Annotated in this window: 21 protein-coding genes; 2 read left to right on the plus strand and 19 right to left on the minus strand. The window is 70.2% G+C overall.

Features of this window, described 5'->3' with window-relative positions:
- Window positions 1–50: 50 nt before the first annotated feature.
- From Q7W02_24860 to mmsB, 13 genes are all read right to left on the minus strand, one after another.
- Complete coding sequence (locus Q7W02_24860) at window positions 51–1271, minus strand: MFS transporter (protein MDO8479361.1); 1221 nt, start codon at window positions 1269–1271, stop codon at window positions 51–53.
- A gap of 174 nt (window positions 1272–1445) precedes the next feature.
- The gene (mce, locus tag Q7W02_24865; GenBank protein MDO8479362.1) at window positions 1446–2207 is read right to left on the minus strand and encodes a methylmalonyl-CoA epimerase; all 762 of its coding nucleotides are present in this window, start codon (window positions 2205–2207) and stop codon (window positions 1446–1448) included.
- 109 nt (window positions 2208–2316) lie between these two features.
- The gene (locus tag Q7W02_24870; GenBank protein ID MDO8479363.1) at window positions 2317–3387 is read right to left on the minus strand and encodes an aldo/keto reductase; all 1071 of its coding nucleotides are present in this window, start codon (window positions 3385–3387) and stop codon (window positions 2317–2319) included.
- Window positions 3388–3402: 15 nt separating this feature from the next.
- Window positions 3403–3789 (minus strand): copper resistance protein CopC, encoded by a 387-nt coding sequence (locus Q7W02_24875; protein MDO8479364.1) that lies wholly within the window; start codon window positions 3787–3789, stop codon window positions 3403–3405.
- Window positions 3790–3802: 13 nt separating this feature from the next.
- Window positions 3803–4819 carry a GNAT family N-acetyltransferase gene (locus Q7W02_24880; GenBank protein ID MDO8479365.1) on the minus strand — a complete coding sequence of 339 codons (1017 nt, stop codon included), beginning with the start codon at window positions 4817–4819 and terminating at the stop codon, window positions 3803–3805.
- 8 nt (window positions 4820–4827) lie between these two features.
- Complete coding sequence (locus Q7W02_24885; GenBank protein MDO8479366.1) at window positions 4828–5718, minus strand: 2-hydroxy-3-oxopropionate reductase; 891 nt, start codon at window positions 5716–5718, stop codon at window positions 4828–4830.
- Window positions 5719–5849: 131 nt separating this feature from the next.
- The gene (locus tag Q7W02_24890; protein ID MDO8479367.1) at window positions 5850–6419 is read right to left on the minus strand and encodes a DUF2939 domain-containing protein; all 570 of its coding nucleotides are present in this window, start codon (window positions 6417–6419) and stop codon (window positions 5850–5852) included.
- On the minus strand, window positions 6419–6745 hold the full coding sequence (locus tag Q7W02_24895; GenBank protein ID MDO8479368.1) for a MoaD/ThiS family protein: 327 nt from the start codon (window positions 6743–6745) through the stop codon (window positions 6419–6421). Before Q7W02_24895 ends, Q7W02_24890 begins: the two co-directional genes overlap by 1 nt.
- A complete protein-coding gene (locus Q7W02_24900; protein ID MDO8479369.1) occupies window positions 6733–8643 on the minus strand; it encodes an aldehyde ferredoxin oxidoreductase C-terminal domain-containing protein in 1911 nt (636 codons plus the stop codon). The genes Q7W02_24895 and Q7W02_24900 overlap by 13 nt, the downstream gene beginning before the upstream one ends.
- The gene (locus Q7W02_24905) at window positions 8640–9983 is read right to left on the minus strand and encodes an FAD-dependent oxidoreductase (GenBank protein ID MDO8479370.1); all 1344 of its coding nucleotides are present in this window, start codon (window positions 9981–9983) and stop codon (window positions 8640–8642) included. Before Q7W02_24905 ends, Q7W02_24900 begins: the two co-directional genes overlap by 4 nt.
- Entirely contained in the window at window positions 9983–10456 is a 474-nt protein-coding gene (locus Q7W02_24910; GenBank protein MDO8479371.1) for a 4Fe-4S dicluster domain-containing protein, read from the minus strand. Before Q7W02_24910 ends, Q7W02_24905 begins: the two co-directional genes overlap by 1 nt.
- A gap of 154 nt (window positions 10457–10610) precedes the next feature.
- Window positions 10611–13550, minus strand: a complete 2940-nt coding sequence (locus Q7W02_24915; protein ID MDO8479372.1) for a DUF748 domain-containing protein — start codon at window positions 13548–13550, stop codon at window positions 10611–10613.
- A gap of 9 nt (window positions 13551–13559) precedes the next feature.
- Window positions 13560–14465, minus strand: a complete 906-nt coding sequence (gene mmsB / locus Q7W02_24920) for a 3-hydroxyisobutyrate dehydrogenase (GenBank protein MDO8479373.1) — start codon at window positions 14463–14465, stop codon at window positions 13560–13562.
- 13 nt (window positions 14466–14478) lie between these two features.
- Between mmsB and Q7W02_24925 the strand changes: the two genes are divergently transcribed.
- Window positions 14479–15453: an EamA family transporter gene (locus tag Q7W02_24925; protein ID MDO8479374.1), complete on the plus strand. Its 975-nt coding sequence runs from the start codon at window positions 14479–14481 to the stop codon at window positions 15451–15453.
- On the opposite strand, the gene Q7W02_24930 is transcribed toward Q7W02_24925, so the two are convergent.
- The 6 genes from Q7W02_24930 to Q7W02_24955 all read right to left on the minus strand — a co-directional run bounded on the left by Q7W02_24930 (window position 15436) and on the right by Q7W02_24955 (window position 20511).
- A complete protein-coding gene (locus Q7W02_24930) occupies window positions 15436–17847 on the minus strand; it encodes an adenylate/guanylate cyclase domain-containing protein (protein ID MDO8479375.1) in 2412 nt (803 codons plus the stop codon). The two genes, Q7W02_24925 and Q7W02_24930, sit on opposite strands and share 18 nt — an antisense overlap.
- Before the next feature lie 44 nt (window positions 17848–17891).
- On the minus strand, window positions 17892–18953 hold the full coding sequence (locus Q7W02_24935; GenBank protein MDO8479376.1) for a hypothetical protein: 1062 nt from the start codon (window positions 18951–18953) through the stop codon (window positions 17892–17894).
- 27 nt (window positions 18954–18980) lie between these two features.
- Window positions 18981–19154, minus strand: coding sequence for a hypothetical protein (locus tag Q7W02_24940; protein ID MDO8479377.1), 174 nt, complete (start codon window positions 19152–19154; stop codon window positions 18981–18983).
- Window positions 19155–19748: 594 nt separating this feature from the next.
- The gene (locus tag Q7W02_24945) at window positions 19749–19952 is read right to left on the minus strand and encodes a hypothetical protein (GenBank protein ID MDO8479378.1); all 204 of its coding nucleotides are present in this window, start codon (window positions 19950–19952) and stop codon (window positions 19749–19751) included.
- 39 nt (window positions 19953–19991) lie between these two features.
- Window positions 19992–20279 (minus strand): hypothetical protein, encoded by a 288-nt coding sequence (locus Q7W02_24950; protein ID MDO8479379.1) that lies wholly within the window; start codon window positions 20277–20279, stop codon window positions 19992–19994.
- A gap of 19 nt (window positions 20280–20298) precedes the next feature.
- The gene (locus tag Q7W02_24955; GenBank protein ID MDO8479380.1) at window positions 20299–20511 is read right to left on the minus strand and encodes a hypothetical protein; all 213 of its coding nucleotides are present in this window, start codon (window positions 20509–20511) and stop codon (window positions 20299–20301) included.
- Window positions 20512–20588: 77 nt separating this feature from the next.
- On the opposite strand from Q7W02_24955, the gene Q7W02_24960 reads away from it, so the two are divergent.
- Window positions 20589–22073: a gluconokinase gene (locus Q7W02_24960; GenBank protein MDO8479381.1), complete on the plus strand. Its 1485-nt coding sequence runs from the start codon at window positions 20589–20591 to the stop codon at window positions 22071–22073.
- The last annotated feature ends 10 nt before the right edge of the window (window positions 22074–22083 follow it).

A 22083-nucleotide genomic window follows, 5' to 3' on the forward strand; every position in this document is an offset into this window, starting at 1 on the left:
CCTCCGGCGGCTCGGCAGCGTTTCGGCTCGAACTTCCTTGGGTTAGCGGTTCACCGCTTGCCGCCCGCGAGCCTGCGGGACTCGGGCAGCGCGCGCAGCCAGAGCATCGAGAGCAGGCCGAGCACGCCGCCCACGCCCAGGACCGAGAAGGCCCAGCCCCATCCGGCGACTGAGGCGCTCCGCCCGCCGTAGAGGTCGAGCACCCATCCGAAGACGAGCGGCGCGACGGCCCCGGCGCCGAAGCCCAACAGGGAACGCACGGCGAGCGCCGAGCCCAGCCGCTCAGGCCTCACCGTCTCGGTGATCCCGGTCGAGTATACCGACGAATCGCCGAGGGCGGAAAAGCCGTAGAGACTGCCGATGGCGACGATGAGAAGCAGCGGCGCCGCCAGCATCCAGCCGAAGCTGAAGGAGCAGGCGGAGCTGACGAGCATCATCGCCGCGATCACGGCAGTGCGGCCCCAGCGGTCGGACAGCGCGCCGCCGACTGCCGAGGCGACGATGCCCATGACGTGGAAGAGGGCCGAGAGCGTCGCCCCGAGGCCCGCGGCGCGCTCGACGCCCGTGCCCTGGACGACCAACGCCGCGGCGACGAAGGCCGGCGTCCACGCCCACATGCCGAGGAGCTCCCACGAATGGAAGACGTAGCCCACGATCATGAGCTGGGCGGGGCGGTTGCCCGAGAGGTCGGCGTCGAGGCTCCACCCCTGGCGCGGGCCCGCGCGCCGCGCACGCGAGCGCTCCCCTCGGAAGAGCGCGAGCGACAGGACGAAGCAGAGCAAGGGCCCCAGCGCCAGCACGCCCAGGGCCGCACGCCACCCCGCCCGCTCCACCATGATGCCGCCGATCACGAGCGCGATCACGTAGCCCATGGAGGAAGCGGCGAGGAACCAACCCACCGCCCGCCCCCGGCGCGCAGGCTCGAAGCGCTCCGCGAGCAGCATGATGCCCGGCGTGTAGATGCCCGAGACCGCGATGGCGACGGCGCCGAAGAGGAGCAGCGCCGAGATGTGCCCTTGGGCCAGGACGGGGATCAGCAGCGACACCACCGCGGTCAGACCCGCCGAGGCGACGAAGACCACGCGCGGGTTCATGTAGTCCGCGAGCGCGGATACCACGACGAGCGCGACGGCAGTGCCGATCTGGTACGCGGAGGAGATGGAGCCCGCGGCCGTCGCCGACAGCCCCCACTCCTTCTGAACGACGGAGAGCACGGCCGGGTAGGCCATGGACATGGTGGAGCCGGTGGCCCGCGCCGCGCAGAGACCCACCAGCCAGAGCGTGTCGCCGAGGGCTCGCGGCCGCGGCGCTGTGTCCGTCTATCTGTCCTTGGGGCGCGAGGCCGGGAGCCCGCCGTCGACGAGCGTGATGGCCCGGTAGAGACCGGTGCCGCCGCCGGTAACCAGCGCAGCCTTGCCCTGGAGAGTCACGGAGAGCTCCCCGATCTAGGGGAAGTGGTAGCGGGAGATGTGGACGTGGACGCTGTTCGCCGCCTCGGGCTTGAGCGTGATCTCGTTCGCCCCGTAGAACATCATGGCGTCCACCTTCTGCAGCCGCTGGACGAGCGGCGCCATCTCGGGCGCGACCATGGAGAGCGCCGCCATGCCGAGCGCGCCGCCCACCTCTGCCGCCGGCACCATCATCAGCGTCCCGCCGCCGGACCAGCCGACCATGCTCCGCGGCCCGTCGTTGACGGCGACCTCGGGCAGCCCGAAGAGCTGCTGGAAGGTCTTCCCCGTCTCCTGCGGATCGCGACAGCCGATGACGAGACGCTTGAAGCGTACGGGTGAGTCCGCGAGGACATCATCATGCTGCGGCGTCGCGAGCTCGACCAGCACGCCGGCGCACGCGGTCGGGCTGAGGAAGACGATGCGCCCCGCCAGCCCCTGCCGCGGCGTCTGGTCGATCAGCGCCACGTTCTGGGCCTTGAGGGTGCCGAGGTCGGTGTCGACGTTCGGCGTCTCGAGGCAGACGTGGTGCAGCCCTTCGCCGTGCTTGGCGAGGAAGCGCGCCACGCCCGTGTCCCTGCGCGTCGGCTCGAGCAGCTCGATCTCGCTGTCACCCGCGGCCAGGAGCGCAGCGCGCACACCCTGGTCGGCGATTTCCGCCTCGCGGACGAGCGGGAGTCCCAAGGCGTCCCGCCAGAAGCGGCTGGCGCGCGCCAGGCTCTCGACCACGACGCCGACGTGATGGATCTTCTTGATCATGCGTTGAGTCATCCGCTGCCGGGCAGCCGGACGATGCGGCTCCGGCGACGACGTACCAACCTAGCCGAGCCACGGTGGAATTTCAAGCGTTTTCCCCGCGCCCGACCCGTCATGCCGGCGCGAAGAACTTCTGGAATTCCGACCAGGGCACGGGCGACACCGCGCACAGGCGCGCGGCCTCGGCGACGTGGGCGAGAGTCTTCATGCCCACGAGCGCCGTGCCCACGCCTGGCGTGGAGCGCACGAACTGCAGCGCCCGCTGCGCGTCGGTGTCAAGGCCCGGGAGGAACCGGGGGATCACCGCCGGAAGGTTCTTCGCGAGCTGGCCCTGGTAGATCGACGCGGAGCTCATGACGTAGACGTCGAGCCGGCGCGCCGACTCGAGCAGCGGGACGGGCTCGCGCCCGGCGCCCTGGTTGGCAAGCGTGAAGGCCTCGGTCATGGCGAGGTTGTACGGCAGCTGGACCACGCGGAACCGGTGCTCCGGCCCTCCGACCTCCTCGGCCAGCGCGACGAGATCCGGCAGCGAGAGGAAATCGCGTGCCGACTGCGGCTGGCGGTACCCGCTCCAGGTCGCCGTGCCGTAGAGCCCGATCCTCCGGTCGCGCGCCGCGCCCTCGAGGAACTCGAAGGCCGCGCGGAGCCGGCGCGTCACCTCGCGCCGCGGCAGCTCGCCCAGCTGAGTTTCCGGGTTGTGGAGGTAGTAGATGTCGATGGTCTCGAGGTCGAGGTTGACCCGGCTGCGCTCGATCTGGTCCTCCAGATAGCGCGGCGTCATGCAGTGGCAGCCGGCGACAAGATCGCCGGACCTCAGCAGCCCCGGCGGCGCGGGCCCGTCGAAGGGCAGGAAGCCGCCCTTGGTCGCGACCACGACGCCCTCGCGCGCCGCGCTGCCGGCGCGCACGAGGCGGCCGAGCGCCCGGCCAACAGCGCGCTCGCTCCGCTGGTGCCGATAGTTGACCGCGGAGTCGACGACATTGATCCCCGACGCGACGGCCTGCTTGACGGCGGCCTCGTACAGCGCGTCCGTGGCGTCGTCGTCAGGGCCCAGGTAGGTCCCGATACCGACCGAGGAGAGCGACAGCCCGCGCCACTCGCGGAAGTGGTCGTCCGCCGCCCCGGCGCCCTGGGCCGCGCGATAGGCCGCAGTGCCCTCGGACGTCGCCCTGCCCTTGAGCATCGGAGAAGTCCGTCGCTACTTCGGCTCGAGCACGGTGAAGCGCAGGGCGCCCTCGGTGATGTGACCGTCGGCCGCCAGAACCTTGTAGCGGACCACGTAGGCGCCGGGGCGGAGCGACCCGAGCGGCAGCACGATCCGGTCCGGCTTCTCGCTGCCGTCGGTCTTGACGACTAAGGGCACCGGCCGGCCGTCTGCGGCGGTGAGCGTAACGTGGCTGAGGCGCTTCTCGATCTTGCTGTTGAAGCGGAGGTAGATGCGCGCGGGCGGCTCGGCGAGCTTCGTGCCTGCCGCGGGCTCGGACTCGAGGATGATGGCATGCGCCCCCGCTGCCCCGGGATCCTGCGCGAGCAGCGCGGCGCAGAGCGCCCAGGCGCGCAGGATCGCGCCCCATCCGCGGATCACCCGCCTCAACGCGCTAGCGCCAGTCGTCGAGCACCAGGTCGTCCGGGTGCTCGTAGTCTTCCTGCTTGCCCCGCTTCATTCGGACCATGGTGAAGTCCGGATGGTAGCCGCGCTCGAGTAGCGTCTGGTACGCGGTCCAGTAGTACGTATAGACCGGCGCCACCACGCGCTGAAGCTGGGCCGCATGCGCCATCTCCTCGACGGCCGCGAGCAGGGCGTGCAGGTTCTCGGGCTTGCGCTGCCGGGAGTCGACCGCGAGGAACTTGACGAAGACGCTGCCGTGCGGGGCCTCGCTGACGCCGGGCATGTGGACGATGGCGAAGCCGATGACGTCGCGCCCCTTCTCCAGCAGCAGGGTGTCGCCGAGCGCCAGGCCGTCGACGATCTCAATCTCTTTGCCCAGGTCCATGCCGCGCCAGATGCCGTTGGTGATGCGCCGCACCCGGAGCATGGCGGCTTTCTTCCTGGCCTCCTCGAGCGAGGAATAGCGACGCACGGCGAGGCCCGGCCTGGGGGGCCGCGTCGCCTGGACGATCTCGCGCCGGTCCATGGGCTTCGCGGCGATCACCACGAGCCCCTTGGGCTTGTATCCGAACTTTTGGTACAGGGTGATGTGCTTCGGGCTGTACGGGTAGGTCGATACGCCTTCGAGTGTCGCCTTGTTCTCGCTGAAGAAGCCCTGGCAGGCCGTGAGCAGCTGTTGGCCGATGTCCTGGTTCTGGTAATTCGTCAGCACGGCGACAGGGCCGACCAGCCCGACCGTGCCCCACATCACCGCCAGCGCCGCGCCGACGATCTTGCCGTCACCCTCCTCGGCGACGAAGCAGCCCCACGGCTCCATGAGCCAGCGGTGATGGACGTACTGGGCGCCGCCGAAGACCTGGCGCGGCCGCGTACCCATCTGCCGCTCGAAGAAGTCGCCGAAGGCCTGCTCGATGACGTCGCGGACCTTTGCGAGGTCGCCCTTGCGCACGCGGCGGATCTTGATAAGCGGCGTGCGTCCCTGGTTGTCGAGCCCCGGCCGATCCACCGTCGCCCTCATGACTGGGCCGGGAGCCCTGCCAGCTCCTCGAGAAGTGTGATCACGCCCGAGTGATCGAGGCCGCCCTTGCCCTTGACTCTCATCGCGTTGAACAGCTCCTGGACGACGGCCGTGCACGGCAGCGGGACGCCGAGCGCCCGCGACGATTCCATGATGAGGCCCAGGTCCTTGAAGTGCAGGTCGATCTTGAAGCCGGGGTTGTAGTTGCCCGAAACGTAGTTCGGACTCTTCTGGTCGAGGCACTTGGAGCCCGCGAGCCCGCCGCCGAGCGCCTTGAGCGTGAGCGCGCGATCGAGGCCGGCCTTCTTTGCCAGCGTGAGCGCCTCGCCGAGCGCCGTCAGGTTGACCGCGACGATGATCTGGTTGGCAAGCTTGGTGAAGCCGCCCGCGCCCAGCGGGCCCAGGAGCGTGATCGTCTTGCCGAGCGCCTGGAAGACGGGCAGCGCCGCGTCGAAGTCGTCCTTCTCGCCGCCCACCATGATGCTGAGCGCGGCGTCGATGGCGCCCTTCTCGCCGCCCGACACCGGCGCGTCGAGCATCCTCACCCCCTTGGCGCCGAGGGCTTTCCCGACCTTCTGCGACACGAGGGGGGAGATCGTGGACATGTCGAGGTAGAGCAGGCCCTTCCTGGCGCCCTCGACTATTCCGTCCCGGCCCAGCGCCACCAACTCCACCTCGGGAGAGTTGGGCAGCATGGTGATCAGCACATCCACCTGCACCGCTACGTCCTTGGGAGAGGCGGCCGCCGTGGCCCCGGCGCCAACCAGCTCCTGCACTGGCCCCTGGCTGCGGCTGTGGACAACCAGTGGGTAGCCAGCCTTGAGGAGGTTCTTGGCCATGGGGCGGCCCATGATTCCAAGCCCAATCATTCCAACGATTTGCGCCATGGTCACCCTCACGGGGGGAAGAGAATGGGGAACAGCGTCGAACCCGCAACGCGTCAAATAACACGGGCCGTCGCGGTGAGTCAAGCCAGAACTGCCAAAAACGCCCGAAAACGCGGGTTTGAGCGCGGGGACTACCCCGCTGAACCGTCCTTCAGGTGGCGCCGGACCCAGTCAGGGTCGAACTCCGTGATCCTCCACGAGCGGTCCGGCTGCTGGCTCATCCTGAACCTGGTCTGTCCGCGGCGCGGGTCCGTGTAGGTCACCCAGGCATCCGCGGCGTTCCGCTCGACGGCGAGCTCGCGGAAAGCCACAACCATGCCGGCAGGCAGCACCAGAACTCCGGGTCCCTGTCCGCCGGTCTCGGCCATCTTCCAGATCTCGCTGCGCACGCGGGCAGCCACCAGGGGCTTCATCGCCTGCCCCGCCACGGAGCGCGCCGCACCCTGCCCAAGGGCCTCGAGGGCGTGCGCCGCCGTGGCATTCGACCGGAGGTACTCCGCGACGATCATGTCGCTGGCGGCAAGGGCGACGCGGTCGACGTCGACGAAACGCTCCGCCGCCGCCGCGTCGTGACCCTGGATCGCGAGTGCGAAGCGGTAGAGCGAGTACTGCGGGGCGCCCATCAGGTAGTACCAGACGAGGAGCGCGGCGAGAACGAGCGTGGCCGCGGCCAGCAGGCCGCGCAGGGCTCTGCTCGACACTAACCGCCCATGAACTGGCCGAGCAGCGTGATGCGGTCGCCGTTCTTCAGCGGGGAGTCGAGCCCGTGCGTGACGCCCAGCACGGCCTCGTTGACCACGACCTCGATATGCTCGCCCAACTCGGTGCGGTCCGGGCTCCAGAGCGCCGCGTCGAGCTCGGGGAAGCGCGCGGAGCAGCGCCGCAGGACATCCCGCACCGTCTCCCCCGGCGCGAAGGCCTCGGTGAAGACCGTGCTGCCGGAGCCGTCACCGCCCACGTGCTTCGTCACCCACGTGGTGACTTCCACGGTGGCGCTGAGCGCGGGCGTCGAGCCTACTTGCGCCACAGATCCTTCGCGATCGAGTCGAGGCCGAGCGACTTGAGCGTCTCGCGCGTGGGCTTGCCGGTCTTGATGTCGTAGCCGACCGTCTCGTACCAGACCTCGCGCATGCGCTCCCACTGGTCCATCACGTTGTGGTCCTTCGCCGGCCCGTCCACGGGCTTGGAGCCGTAGCGCGCCGAGGGGTACTCGACATCCGTGCCGATGCCGCAGCGCAGGTTGAAGGCCCGCAGGATCGCGGCCGTCCGCCGGCCCATCCGCATCGCGTCGGCCAGCGTGTAGGTCCAACCCGTCGCGGCCGAGAGCGCGCGCGCCAGGTTCTCGATCCGCGTGCGGAAGGTGAAGATGCAGCCGCCGAGGGAGTCCTCGAAGTGCTTCCGCCCGAGGATGCCACCGACCATCCGCGCCACTTCCTCGCCGTTGAAGGGGTTGATGCGCCCGGGCAGGCCGATCTCGGTCTGGTGGGTCGCGTTCGCGCTCTCCATGGTGCCGTTGGAGGAGGTACAGGTGTCCAGCATCTCCTCCCAGCGGCCCCGGTGGTCGTGACCCCTCGGAGATGCGCCCTTCTTGGTGTAGACGGCGCACTTTGCGGCCTCGCCGCCGATCTTCTCGGACGCGCGCTTGACGCCCTCCGCCAGCAGGTCGCCGAACCCCTCGCGGTGGCTGATCATCTGGACCAGGCGGTACGCGCCGTCCACGTCGCCCCACGCGAGCCTAAAGCCGACCTGCTTCTCGGTGAGATAACCCTTCTCCATGCACTCCATCACCCAGCCGCAGACCCAGCCGAACTCGTTGACGTCGAGACAGGCCCGGTCGAGGCGCGTGTTGAGCCACGTGATGGCTTCCTTGTCCGTCAGGCCGATCTGCCAGCCGGCGCCGGACCATCCTTCGTATTCCGGCTCATCGACCAACTCGCCGGCCTTCGGCCCCTTGCCGATGACTTGGATGTGGCAGTGGTGCATGCCGCAGGCGTTGCACTGGTGTCCCCGGTGGTCGAAGCCCGCGCGGAGCTTGGCGGGCTCCCACGTCGTCATATCCACCGTCGTCAGGTTCGTCGTGTAGTTCTTGATCGGCAGGATGCCCAGCTTGTACAGGTTGGAGACGCCGGGAAGCGTTCCCCAGCGGTAGAGCGTCGAGGTCGCCGGATCCGTCTTGAGGTCGTGCGCGATATCGTCCGCCGCCTGGACGAGCCCGCGCGGGTCATGGGGCCTGAGCGCCTTGGTACCGCGCACGATGCACACGGCCTTGAGCTTCTTCTTGCCCATGACGGCGCCGCAGCCGTTCTTGGAGGCGACGTGACCGTAGTCGCCCTGGATCGCCGCGAAGCGGACGAGGTTCTCGCCGGCGGGGCCGATCGAGTAGACGGAGAGCCGGTGCCCCGAGAGCGCGTGCTCGGCCTCGAGCGCTTCCTGCGTCTCCCAGGTGTCCTTGCCCTTGAGGTGCGCGGCGTCGCGGATCTCCACGACGTCGTCGTTGATATAGAGGTAGGAGAGCTTCTTGGCCTGACCCTGGACCACGATCGCGTCATAGCCCGAGTACTTGAGCGCGGCGCCGAAGAAGCCGTTGGCCTGGGTCGAGGTCGCGCCGTCGGTCTGCGCGCCTCGCGTGACCACGGTCAGCCCGCCCGTGCCCCAGACCGGCAGCCCCGCCAGCGGGCCCGTGGCCAGGACGAGCCGGTTGTCCGGATGGTCCCAGTGGACCTTGGGGCCGACTTCTTCGTAGAGGATCTTGGCGCCGAGACCGACGCCGCCGAGATACTCGCGCATAGCCGAAGCCCAGGGCTGCGTCCAGATCTTCCCGGTCGAGAGGTTGACCCGCAGCAGCTTGCCCGCATATCCGGGCACCGAGGCGGAAGCGGGCGCGGCCTTCTTGGCGGGACGGGTTGCCGTCGCTGTCGGGCTCATTGGACCATCACCGAGTGGGGAAGCTGGGGTGATTGGGAGGCCCGCCCGAGGACCGTCTGCGGCAGAAGCTTCCCGGCCGTGTGGGTCGCGAGGTAGGCGGGCTTGACGTCGAAGGGGTTTTTCTTCAGGTGCGCCTTCCAGCGGGAGAGGTCCGCGCCCGAGTAGACGAGGCCCTTGAGCATCCCGACGTCGTTCGTGCCCCAGATCTCCTCCGCAGGGCCGCAGATCATGGCGCCGTTGAGCTTGCCGCCGCGGAAGAGGAGCTTGCGGTACTGCGAGCGGTCGGCGTGCGTCACCGTGAAGACGTCGGCCTTCGGATCGTCCCACTGGCCGAAGGAGGCGACGTCGAGATGGCACACCTCGACGATGTTCATGATGAGGCTGCCGCGGTACGCGAGATCGCGGCCGGCCATGTTGGCGCCGACCACTCGTCCATGCTCCTGGGCGGTCGGCTCGATCGCGTGGACCTCGAGGGTGCCCGTGAGCAGGTTCGGTCCGCGCGCGACGTCCCCAGCCGCGTAGACGCTCTTGACGCTCGAGCGCAGATGGTCGTCCACGAGGATGCCGCCGCCGGGCTCGGCCGAGACCTCGATGCCGGAGCCCTCGAGCCACTCGAGGTTGGTCCTGATGCCGGTCGCCATGATGACGACGTCGGCGAAGACCGGCTCGCCCTTCTTGAAGGAGAGCTTCCGCTTGCCCTTCCATTCCTCGATCTTCGTCATCGTGGCGCCGACTCGCAGCGTCACGCCGTGGCGCTCGAGCCAGCCGGCGACGATCCGGGCACAGGCCGGGTCCACCATGCGCGGCAGGATCCGCGGCGCGACCTCGACGATGGTGAGCGAGGCGCCGCGCGCCAGGATGGCGTTCAGGATCGTGAACGAGATGAAGCCTGCGCCGACCATGACGACCTTCGTGCCGGGCTGGACGCCGGCGATGACGGCCCGCGCCTCTTCGAGCGTCCAGAAGGAGTGGACACCGGGCCCCTCGGCGCCCGGGATGGGCGGCCGCACCGCGCGCGAGCCGGTCGCGATCAGGCAGTCGTCGTACTCGACCGCCGACCCGTCGTCGAGCGTCAGCTTCCGGGCCGCGGTATCCAGCGCCTTGGCGCGGCGGCCGAGCGTGGCCTTGACCTTCCACGCGGCGAGCGAGGCGGGCGTGGCGGTGTAGACATGGGACTCGGCGATGGTGGCGCCGAGGTAGTACGGCAGGACCATGCGGGAATAGGGGCGTTCGGCGGACACGAGGGTGATCTCGGAAGCGCCGCCGTCCTCTTCCCGGATGGTCCGGATCGCGTTGAGGCCCGCTGTGCCGCCGCCGATGATCAGATGGCGGGCGGCCATCACACGGCCTCGCGGGCCAGGACGCGCGTGGTCCGCTCGGCGGCGAAGTCGCCGATCCAGTCCGCCGTCTCACCCTCGACAAAGGTGATCGCCTCCGTCGGGCACGCCTCGGCGCAGGCCGGGTGCCCATCGCAGAGGTTGCACTTGTAGGCCTTGGTGGTGTCCGGGTCGTAGAACATCGTCCCGTAGGGACACGCGATCGTGCACAGCTTGCAGCCGACACACTTGTCGTCCACGACGTCCTTGGCGCCCGCGGCGTTGATCCGGATCGCCCCCACCGGGCAGGCCGTCATGCACCAGCCCTCCGCGCACTGCGTGCACGTGTAGGGGGCGTAGGACGTGTAGCCCTCGAAGGGCGAGACGCGGATCACGGACTTGGACGGCTGATAGGTGCCCGTCTGCATGTAGGAGCAGGCCAACTCGCACCGGAGGCAGCCGGTGCACCTGTCGGGGTGAAGCGCGAGGACTCTCATGGTGCGGGATTATAGCAGAAGCAGGGGGAGCCGCAGCCCGCAGGGGGAGCCGCAGCCGGAGGCGAGGCGACCACGCGAACGGCGAGGCGACCACGCGAACGGCGAGACGACCACAATATGAGAGAGGCGAGGGAATTTTGTTGCCTACGCTCGTCTACTCCTCCTCGCCCTCGCCGATGGCGAACTCGACGCCGCCCTCACCGGTGGCGGACCTCTTGGCCGCGCCCCCCGGCAGGCGCTTCTCCTGGATGCCCTCCTTCTTGACCAAGCGCTCCTTCGTCACGGCGAGCCGCTTGTCCTCGAGCTCCTTGACCTTGGCCTCCGGCACGGGCTCGCGGTCCCGCAGGAGCGCGAGCTGGGCATCCGGCGTCGTCGGCAGCTTCTCGCTCGGCAGCCTGACGGCGAAGTAGCCGCGGATGGCCATCACCTGCTCGGCGATGCCCCGCTCCTTCGCGAACTGCTGAACCTTGGCCGCCACCGCTTCGGCCTTGATCGCGTCGAGATCGCCCGGCACCACCACCGGGTGTAGTGTCAGCGCGATATACGGTGTCTGGCGCATGAAATCGGCCACTCGCAGGAGGTGCTGCTCCATCGACGGCGCGAGCACGGCGCTGCCCGCCGGGAAGGTGACGGGGTTGACCTTCGGCTCCTCGAGCTTCTCCTCGCTCGAGAACATCCGCCCGATCAACCGAAACGGCGAGGCCAGCACGTTGACGAGGACTTTCTTGACGGCGGACCAAATGGTCTCGGACAGATCGAACTTGGGATCCTTGAGTGAGCCGGAGACCGGGACCTTCACCACGATGTTGCCGTTGCCGTCCTTGATGAGCGCAACGATGAGGCCGAGCGGCAGCCCGAGCCGCGCCTTGACGTTGTCGTCGGGCCGGCTCGACTTGGCCACGCGCAGCTTCTCCACAAGAACCTCGTTCATGGCGGTGATCTGGTCGTTCTCGATCTTGAGGTTGAACTTGTACTTGAGGTTCCCCTGCTGGATCAGCCATGCCATGGTCTGGTCGGAGTACGGGTTGACGATCGGGAGCTTGAGGTCGCGGATCTCTCCGACGAGGTCCAGATAGAGCGGAGCCCCGATGGCACCCAGATCGCCCCGGATGTCCAGCTTCCCATCAGCGCCGATCAGACTCGTGAAAACGAGCTTCGCGCGCTGGTCGGGCTTGTTCCCCAGCCCCGTCACCTGGAGATCCATGTTCGAGAGGTCCTCGGAGAAAACAGGCTCTGTCGACCGGTCGAGGAAGCGAACGCCGCCCTCTTCGAGACGAATCTCGCCGAATTGGAGATCCATCGTGTCGAGCAGTCCCTTGGGCTTGGGAGCCGGCGCTGGGCCAAGCGTCGGTGCTGGGTCAGAGGCGGACGGCGCGGGCGCCGTCTGAGCGGGAGCGGTTCCCCCGGCCGGCGCCGCCGGGCCACCGAAGAGCTTCACGATGTCGAGGCTGCCGTCCTTGCCGCGCTCGATCTCGGCCTGCAGCCGCCGGAAGCCCACCTTGGCGACCTTCGCGCGATTCGGCCAGTCGAGGTCGATGCTGACAAGCTCCATCCGCTCGATCGTGAGCGAGGGGCGCTCGGCGCCCGGGAATCGCGCCTCGAACTTATCCGCCCAGCTGGTGCCGGTCGACGTGAGGATCATCTTCCCGCCCCTGAGCGCGACGCGGTTCTTGCTGTCGCCGTTGTAGCGGCCCGAAAAGCGGGCCGGTACCGGCATGTAGGACTGATAGGGCTCGATCGGCGCATCACGCACGGTCATGGTCCAGGTCATGTCCAACGGTTGCGGAATCAGCGAGCCCTTGATCTCCACCCGCCCGCTGCCGGGCAGCCCGGCGCCCACCGAGAGCTTGGCGGGGCCGACCACGGGCCAGGCCACACTCTCAAGCGAGAGCGTGAGGTCGCTGAGCGCCAACGTCGTGGGCGGCGACACCATCTCGTCGACGAAGGTGAGCGTCGCCTTGCTGAGCGCCAGCTTCTCGAGCAGGAATTTGAAGGCCGGCCCGGTCCTGTCATCCGGAGCCTGCGGCGCCGGGGGAGCCGGTGGCGCGGGCCGGGCCGCCGTGGGCGGTGGCGCGACGGCAGCCGGCGGGGTCGCGGCGGCCTGGAGCAGATCGATGACGCCGCTCTTGTCTCGCAGCGCCTGCCCCTTCAGTCCCACGATCTCCACGTCGGAGACGACGATAACGCGAGAGATGAGATCGGCCTCCTTGAGGCGCAGGCCCAGGTGCGGCACCGTCATGAACGGCGCCTTGCCCCCGGGGCGGATCAGCTGCAGGTCATCGAGGCTCATGTCCCCCGACACCACCGCTCGCGTGACACCTTCAGCCCCGCGCTCGATGCCGATTTTGATATTGAAGCCGAGACGGCCGCCGTAAGGGCCGGCCGGAGCGGTAGGCGAAACATAGGGCAGGACCTGGATCAGATCGAAATTCTTGATGCCGAGCCCCAGCGACACCGCGCCCGGAGCCAACCGGATCTCGTTCGAGCTCAGCTCGAATGGCGAGTCGCCGACCTTGGATTGGATCGCCAGGCGGCCCGCCGGCTGCCCAGCGCGCGTGGTCAGATCGCCCGCTTCGATGGTCAGCCCCTGAATGCGCCACGTCGCGGGCGGCGAGACGGCCTCGTCGCGGATGACGATATTCCCCAAGACGAGGCCGAGCCGCTCCATGGTGAACGTCCACCGCGACGGCTTGGCCTTGGGATCGGCAGGCGGGATCAGGCCGAGAAGGTCGGAGAAGTTGAACTCGCGCGGACCCGTGCGGGCGAGCTGCACCGCGGGCGAGACCAGTGTGACGTCTTTGAGGCGGATGTGCGCCGCTAGGAGCGACGGCCAGGACCATCGCGCCTCGAGACGCTCGAACTCGACGAAGGCCTTCTGCGGGTCCCGCTCGGCCAGCCGGAAGTTCTTGACGACGAGCCGGCCGGTGAAGAGGTTGAGGTCGATGTCCCCGATGCTCGCGGCGCGGCCGGTAATCTTGGGGATCTGCGTCACAGCCTGGCGGCGGATCAGCTCGGGAAGGGCCCAGAGGAAGGCGCCGCCCAGCACCAGCAGAACCGCGGCGACGACCAGCCAGATCGTGCGGCGCCGGCTCATGAGCCGCCCCTACACCGGCGCCTGGTCGGACGACGGCTTGAGGAAGGTGAAGACGCTGGTGAAATCCTTGCGGCCGAGGCCGTGAGAGGATGCCAGGCGGTAGACCTGCTGGGCCGCGGGAGCCACGAAAAGCGGGATGCGCAGGTTGCGCGCCGCGTCCACCGCGAGCCCGACGTCCTTGCACATGAGGTCGGTCATGAAGCCGGGCGCGTAGCCGTTGGTCGAAGCGGCGCGCGCCACGATGCCCGGCACCGGATGCATCTGCTCCATCAGCCACGTGTTGCCCGATGACTTGGCGATGACCTCGGTGACGACCTTGAGATCGACGCCGAAACCCTCGGCGATGCGAAAGGCCTCGCTCACCGCCACGGCGGCCACGCCGGCGATGAGGTTGTTGCAGAGCTTGGCGACCTCGCCGCTGCCGACGGGGCCGACGTGGATCACGTTGGCGCCCATGGCCTGGAGCACCGGCAGCGCCGCCTTGAAGTCCTCTGCCGAGCCGCCCACCATGATGGCCAGCGTGCCGTCGGTCGCGCGCGGCGTGCCGCCGGAGACCGGCGCGTCGATGAAGCGGATCCCGCGCTCGGCCGCCGCTGCGGCGACGCGGCGCGAAGCGGCCGGGTCGATCGTGGACATGTCCACGCAGAGCGTGCCCTTGCGCACGGCGTTGATCACGCCGCCGTCACCACCGTAGGCGGCTTCGACGTGGGGCGAGGAGGGCAGCATCGTGATCACGAGGTCGGCGCCGGCGACGGCCTCCGCCGCCGAGGCGGCGGCCGTCATGCCCGCGGAGGCCGCCGCCTTGACGGCCTCGGGATTGAGGTCGTAGGCCGTGACCGCGAAGCCCTTCTTGACGAGAGTCGTGGCCATGGGCAGGCCCATGGTGCCGACGCCGATGAAGCCGATCCGGGTCATGTGAGATCTCCTGGTGTGGACCGCAGTTCGATGCCTGCTGCTCCCGTATACTACCGGCGCAATGCTGCTGGGTCTCGTCCTTGTCTGCCTGGCCGCGGTGTCCTGGGGCACCACGGGCTCCGTGATGGCCCTGCTGGCGAGGGAGGGGACGCCAAGCCCCCTCCTGGTCGGCTGGGCGCGCATGGCCGCAGCCGCGCCCTGCCTCCTCGTCGCGCTCGCGCTCGTGCGGCCCGCGGCCGCCGCGCGCGGCGAATGGCGGCCGCGCGATCGGGCGAAGGCCGCGCTCCTCGGCGCCGCCATGGCCGCGTATCAAGTCTGCTACTTCTGGGCCGTGGCGCGCACCGGCGTGGCGCTGACGGCGCTGCTCGCCATCTGCCTAGCACCACTCATGATCGCGGCCGGCGCGGCGCTCACCCTCAAGGAGCGCCCGAGCCCTGCCACGCTCGCGGCGCTGCTGTTGGCCGTCGCGGGCACCGCCATGATCCTGGCGGGCCCGCGTGCGGACGGCGTCGCGCCTCCCGGGTCCACCGCGGGCACCTTCGCTGCGGGCGCGTTCGCCGCGCTCGGCGCCGGGTTATCTTACGCTGTGTACGCGGTCACCGCCAAGGGCCTTCTCCGGCGCGCCGCGCCGCTGCCGCTCGCCGCGCTGACATTCACGCTGGCCGCTCTCCTGCTGACTCCCGTGCTCGCGCTGGAGCGCGGCGCGGCGGCGCAGCTTGTCGCGGGCTGGCCTCTGCTCCTGTACCTCGGCGTCGTCCCGACGGCCGCAGCCTACGTGGTCTTCGGCGAGGGACTCCGCCGCGTGACGGTCACGACCGCGGGCATCGCAACCCTGCTGGAGCCGCTGACCGCGGCGGCGCTCGGCGTCCTGCTCTTCGGCGAGCGCCTGGGCACCGTCGGTTGGGCCGGCGCCGCGCTGCTGCTCGGGGCCCTCGGGCTCCTGGCGTGGGCGGGCTCAGACAGCCCCAGCTCAGACCACCCCAGCTGAGACCGCCAAAGTCGGCAGCCCCGCCGAAAGACGGAAGACACGCACCGGCTCTTCCACGTTCTTGAGCAGCCGCTCGCCCAAGTCCTCTAGGTCGAGCCAGCCGGAGAGCCGCCGGGCGGTCTCAGGCCCGATGAAGACGGAGTCGCCAGCCCCGAGCGCGGCGAGTCGCGCGGCGACGTTGGTCACGGCGCCCGAGGCCGTGTAGGTCCAGCGGGTGCCGGCGGTGCCCTCGATCTTGGTGGCGCCCACCGCGGCCGCCCCGGAGTTCACGCCCACGTGGAGGCGGATGGGCTCGTCGACGGCGCCCGCCTCGCCGTTGATCTCGTCCGTCCGGCGCAGGATGCCGAGCGCCGCATGGGCGGCGTTCCGCGCGTGACGCTCCGGGTCTTCGTCCTGGAAGATCACCATGAGCCCGTCACCCGCGGTCTCGTTCACGTCGCCGCCGTTGCGCAGGACCTCGTCGAGGAAGGCGCCGAAGTAGCGCTCGACGACGAAGTTGAGGCGATCAGGGTCGTGGCGCTCCGACAGCCGCGTGTAGCCGGCGATGTCCACGAAGAGGACGGACACGTCCATCTCGCGCTTGGCGAGCTCCGGCGCCTCCGGCGCCTGCTCGATGAGCTCCTGGACCCGGCGCGGCACGAACTTGGACAGGCTCGTCCGGATGGACTCGAGGATCTCGACGCGGCGGAGCGTGTCGGCGAGCCGCCGGTTGGCGGCCTCGAGCGCCGTGTAGGCCCGGGCGTTCTCGAGCGCGACGGCGCTCTGGTTGACGACGACGCGCAGCAGGCGAAGGTCGTCCGTCGTGTAGGAGGCGCCCGAGCGCTTCTCGCCGAGGGCGAGGAGGCCCGTGACGCGATCGCCGAAGAGCACGGGCATCACCAGCTCGGCGCCGAGGGCACGCATCTGAGCGAGGCAGGTGTCCCGGCAAGAGGCCATGTCCGGGTCGGCTTCGTGCTGGACGCGAGTGAGCGGCTCGCGCTCCTTGCCCAGGTGCAGGGCCAGCGACGACTCGGCGGCGATGAGACCGCCCGCGCCCATCGGCCCGGCGCTGCCGACGACGACGCGGTAGCGCCCCTGCCCCTCGTCGAGCAGCGCGAGCGTCAGCCGCGACGGATGGAAGGCCTCGTCCACCGTCCGGCTGATGAGGCCCGCGATGCGGTCGAGGTCGAGCACGGTCGTCATGGTGCCGGCGAGCCGCTCGATGGAGCGCTGGACGTCGAGGCGCTGGCGGAAGAAGACCCGGTCCACCACACGCTGGGCGCGGACGTAGACGGGGTTGAGGAACAGCACGACGGCGAGCGCCAGCACCACGGCCGTGGCGAGCGGGCTCGCGCCCATCCCGAGCCGGGTGAAGACCACGTCGAGCAGCGTGATGGCTCCCGCGTAGGCCGCGATCACGACACCGGTCACCAGCCCGTAGATGGTGCCGAGGCGGACGACGGCGCGCACGTCGAAGAGGTCGTAGCGCACCATGGCGTATGCCACGGCGACCGGGAAGAGGACGTTGAGCTTCCAGAGCAGGTTGAGGTACGGCACCGCCATGCCCGTCACGGCCTCGAGGGTCGTGCCCATCACGGGAGCGAGCTGGCCCACGGCGAACCCCGCGAGCAGCACCCAGGCGTGCTGGCGGCCAAGAGGGGTCGAGCCGCGCAGCGCCGTCGTCGCGAGCGCCGCGATCAGGAGGACGAGGGACGAGACCCAGTACACGGCGGCCGCGGTCGGGATCAGCACGAACTCGCTCGGCGGGACGCCGGTATGGCGCGTCTGGAGAAGAACGGCCAGGAGCGCCGAGACGCCGTAGGCAAGCAAGATGAGGCGGGGGTGGCGCAGTGACCACGGGCGCCGCTCGGGAAAGCTCTGGGCCAGGTGCAGGTAGAGCGCGGGCGAGAAAGCCCAGGCCGTGACGAAGATGACGTCGAAGCGGTAGGTGCTGACGGCGTCGTGGTAGAGCGCGGCCGTCACGAACCAGATGAGACAGAAGAGCAGGAAGACCCGCGCGTCCGGGGCGCCGGGCTTGAGGACGAGGACGGCGGCGCCCAACCCCAGGAAGAGCAGCCCCGGCAGCAGCCCCTCGAGCAGGAACCGCACGAAGTCGCGGACGGGCTCGACCGTGCTCGTGATGTCCGCCTCGACCAGGCTGCCGCGACGGTTGACGAGGTAGTGGAAGCTCGTGCCCGCCGGGTGGCGGCGGACCTCGTCCTGGATCTGTCTGCCGGAGGCGAGGAGGCGGCCGTCCATGGCACGCACGAAGTCGAAAGGCTCGAGCCCGCCGCGCTCGACCCCGAGCCCCACCAGGAGGTTGTCCATCACCGAGAAGCCCGGATAGGGCTGGCCGACGAGCCGCCAGGCATCGACCGTCGTCCACGCCCCGAGCCCGAGGGCCAGCGTCAGCACCGCCCACCAGAGCCGCCTCTCGCGCAGCGGAGTCCCCTCGTCCCCTAAGGCCGCAGCTCGACGGCCTTGCTCACCGCGCGGCTGAAGGTGCAGTTAGGCACGACGCAGGAGTGCTTGCCCGGGCCGCCGGCGACCATGACGTAGACGTCCTCTGGGGTCGGCACCATCGGCAGGAGCGCCTGCTCGTCGGTGACCTTCTGCATCCAGAGGGGCCAGTCGTGCATACCCCACATGCCGCCGAGCTTGAGCCTGCCTAGCGGGATGCGGGCGTGCTCGAAGACGAAGCGCTGCACGTCCGCGGCCGAGAAGCCGTCGGCCGCGATGGTCTGCGCGTGCTCGGGCCCCAGCACCACCAGGAGCTGACTCTGGGTCATGTACCAGCCGACATTGGAGCCGAGCGTGGCCGCGACGTCCGAGACGTTGTTGAGGATGCCCGCCGCGGTCGTGGAGACGTGGTCGTTGACGTTGTGCGGCGCCTCGCCGCCGAAGACCGTCACCACGCTTTGCTCGGCCGCGAACCCGAGCCGCGCGTGGAGCGGAGGCCAAGGCGAGACGTCCTCCCGCTCGGCGATGGCGTAGGAGAACTTTGCCGGACTGCCCTGGGTCGCCATGTCGTGGCGCCCGGGCCAGCCGCCGCCCACGTTCATGAGGATGAGCCGGATGGCGCGGCCGATGGTCGCGTTGGCGCGAAAGCCGGGACCGAAGAGCCCCGCGCCCGCGTGCATGCCGACGGCGCGCGCGGCGGGGCCGCTGACGATGACGAGCGGTGCGACGGGGTGCGTGGTCGCCTGGACGCCGTAGAGGTTGAAGGCGGGCTCGAGTATGGCCGCGACAGCCGCGAGAACGACCGGGAAGCAGGTGGGCTCGCAGCCGGCCATGACGGCGTTGACGGCGAGCTTTTCGACGCTTGCCTCGCGCCAGAGCGGCGGCATGAGGCCGAGCACCCGAGCCGGATCCTCCCCGCCGGCCGCGACCATCGCCCGCACCCGCTCCGGCGTGGGGGGCACGATGGGCAGCCCGTCGCACCAGTCGCGTTTGACGAATTCCGCGAAGATATCTTCCTCTGGCAGCTGGAGCTCACGAACAGCGGAAGCGGGGTCGGGCACGGCGTCCTCCTGGCGCGAGATGATCGCTTATCGGGGCAGTGTACCTCTCCTGAAACGCTCGAGGGCGCCCCGGAACTCGGCGTTCTGCGGCTCGAGAGCGACCGCCCGCTCGAAGAAGCGCCCGGCCTCGTTCGTCTGCCCGAGCCACCACGACGCGGCCCCGGCCAGGAAGAGCGCCGCCGGCTGCGCGGGCTCCCGCACGAGCGCGCGGCGGGCGAACGCGAACGCGTCGGCGGGCCGGCCCCGAGCTGCAGCGCGGCCGTGCTGGCTCCGAGCGCCGACACGGCATGGGCGGGGTCGAAGGCCAACGCCCGCTCGAACTGGGCGAGAGCGTCGGCCGCGGCGCCGCGCCGCAAGCAGCCGACCCCCACCCAATAGCGGCTATCCGCGCGCTCGATCTCCCGCGCGCTCTCCGGCGTGAACTCGGGCAATGAAGCCCGGCGGAACCAGCCGAGGAGCACGCGGTTCGGCAGCGAGGTGTCGACGTAGGCGGTTTTCGCAAACGGCCCGCGAAGCGGCCGAAGAGGGCGGCTCCTAACGCGAGCCCGGCCATGAAGGCCGCGAGCACCGCGGTGAGCGCGTCCACCGCGTGTCCCACGACCAGGCCGAGCATGCGCAGCCACACAACCTCGTACACGAGCGCGGCGGCGCCCGAGAGGACGGCCGCCTTCAGCGCGAGCCGGAGCGCCGTCGCCGGCATCTACTCCCCGGCCCTGCCCGCCGCCGGCGCGGCCCTGCCCGCCGAGGGCGCGGCCCTGCCCGCCGCAGGCGCGTCGAAGACCGACGCGGGTGGCCTCACGCGGAGCCGAGCAGGCTCGCCAGCTGTTCCACCGCCTGCAGCGCGCGCCTACTCACGGCCTCGGGCTTCTCACCGCCCAGCGGGTGCTGGATCACGATGAGCGGCAGCCCCGTGGCTCCGAGCGCCGCCATCTCGCTCACGGCGAGGTTCTGGAACACCGTGGTCCCGATCAGCCCGGACGGCGTCCCGCGCTTGGCCACCTCCAGCGAGTCGTGGAGACTCCACGACGTGCAGGAGCCTCAGTCGCCTGAGCCGGCGAAGACGAGGTCACAGTCCTTCGCGAGTCCCTCGATGATCTCGTCGGAGGCGGCGGTCGAAGCGTTGGCCTTCTTCCGGTGCACCACGGCCTTGACGCCGAAGCGCTCCTTGAGGAGCACGCCCATCTCCTGCACCAGCAGGTCGAAGTTGTGCTTCGTGTTGTCCACGAACCCCACGGTGAGGCCGCGAAGGTCGGCCGGCAGCGGCGGCACGGCCAGGGTCGCCTGGCGCCGCTCGCCGACCGGAGTCAAGACGGTGATCGTGGCCATCGGGGCTCCTCGTTGAAGGTTAGCGGGTGTACCGCGTGGACCGGGCGAGCAGGCGCTTGAGGGTGCCCGACATCTCCTCGAGCACGCTCCGCTTGATGCGGACCTGCACCTGTTCGACGGGCTCGGCGCTGCCGGCCCGATGGATGACGAACGTTCCGACGAATTCGGCGGCGCGCTCGTCCGTCATGCCGAGCCCGCGCACCGTGAGCAGCTCCCACTCGGGTTCAGCCATACGCTCCTCTCGTCGCCCGGTCGGTGCGAAAACATGCCCCGCGGAAACCGGGGCGTCGAGGAGAATATACCTCACCCATGTGGATCCTCGCGCTGGATGTCGGCACGAGCTCGATCCGGGCCATCGGCTACGATGCCCAGGGACAGCCCCTGCCCGGCGCCGACGCGCGAGTCAGCTGCGAGCCCACCGCCACTCCCGACGGGGGCTCCGAACTGGATCCCGAGGAGCTCGTGGCCGCGACGGCCTTGGCCATCGACCGCTGCGTTGCCTCCGCGCCCGGCCCACCGGAGGCCGTGGGCGCCTCGGTCTTCTGGCACAGCCTGTTGGCGCTCGACGCCGACGGCCGCCCGCTCACCGGCGTCATAACTTGGGCGGACACGCGGAGCGCTGGGGCGGCCAAGGCGCTCCGGGCCCGCCTGGACGAAGCGGCAGTGCACGCCCGCACGGGCGCCCCGCTGCACTCGACCTTCTTCCCGGCCAAGCTCACCTGGCTCCGCGAGGCCAGGCCCGACGTCTTCGCGCGCGCGGCGACGTGGTGCGGCTTCGCCGAATACCTGCTGCTGCGCCTCACCGGCCGCCTGCGCGCGAGCGTGAGCATGGCCTCGGGCACCGGCCTCCTCAATCAGCAGTTCGACGCATGGCAGCGGCCCGGCGCATGGCAGCGGCCCGGCGCATGGGACACCGGCATGCTCGACGCCTGCGGCATAGGACCCGGGCGCCTCCCGCCCATCGACGATGCGCCGCTGATCGGACTGACGCCAGAGTGGCGCGCTCGCTGGCCCACACTTGGTGGTGCACCATGGCTGCCCGCCGCGGGCGACGGCGCGTGCTCCAACCTGGGCACGGACTGCTCGGGCCCCGACCGCATCGCGCTGAATGTCGGCACGTCCGCCGCGCTCCGCCTCGTCACGCCCGCGCCACGCGCCGTGCCGTGGGGACTCTGGCACTACCGGGTGGACGCCCGCCGCCATCTGATAGGCGGCGCGACATCGGAAGGCGGCAACGTGCTCGCCTGGGCACGACGCACACTCGCCCTGCCCGGCGACGACGCGGGGCTCGACGCCGCGCTCGCGGCCGTGGCTCCGGACTCCCACGGCCTCACCGCGTTACCCTTTCTGGCCGGCGAGCGGAGCCCTGGCTGGCGCGGCGACGCGCGGGCGGCGGTGACCGGCATCTCGCTCGCCACAACCGCGCCGCAGATCCTCCGCGCCCTGGTCGAAGCCGTCGCGTATCGCCTCGCGGCTGTCTACGACCGGCTCGCGCCGGTGGCGTCGCCGGGCCACGCGGTCATCGCCTCGGGCGGCGCGCTCGGTCACTCCCGCGTCTTCACACAGGTCCTGGCCGACGCGCTGGGGGTGCCCCTCGAGGTACGCGAGGGCACAGAGGCTTCGAGCCGCGGCGCGGCGCTCCTGGCCCTGGGTGCGCTCGGCCGCCCGGCTCCCCGGCCCGAGCCATCGGGGACTCAGGTGCGTCCCGACCCCCGCCGTCGCGACGTTTACGCCGCCGCGCGAGCTCGCCAGGGCCGCCTGTACGACAGCGTTGTGGGGCCCCGCGTATCTTGAGAGAATAGGA

The sequence above is a fragment of the Candidatus Rokuibacteriota bacterium genome (assembly GCA_030647435.1).
Taxonomy (GTDB): domain Bacteria; phylum Methylomirabilota; class Methylomirabilia; order Rokubacteriales; family CSP1-6; genus AR37.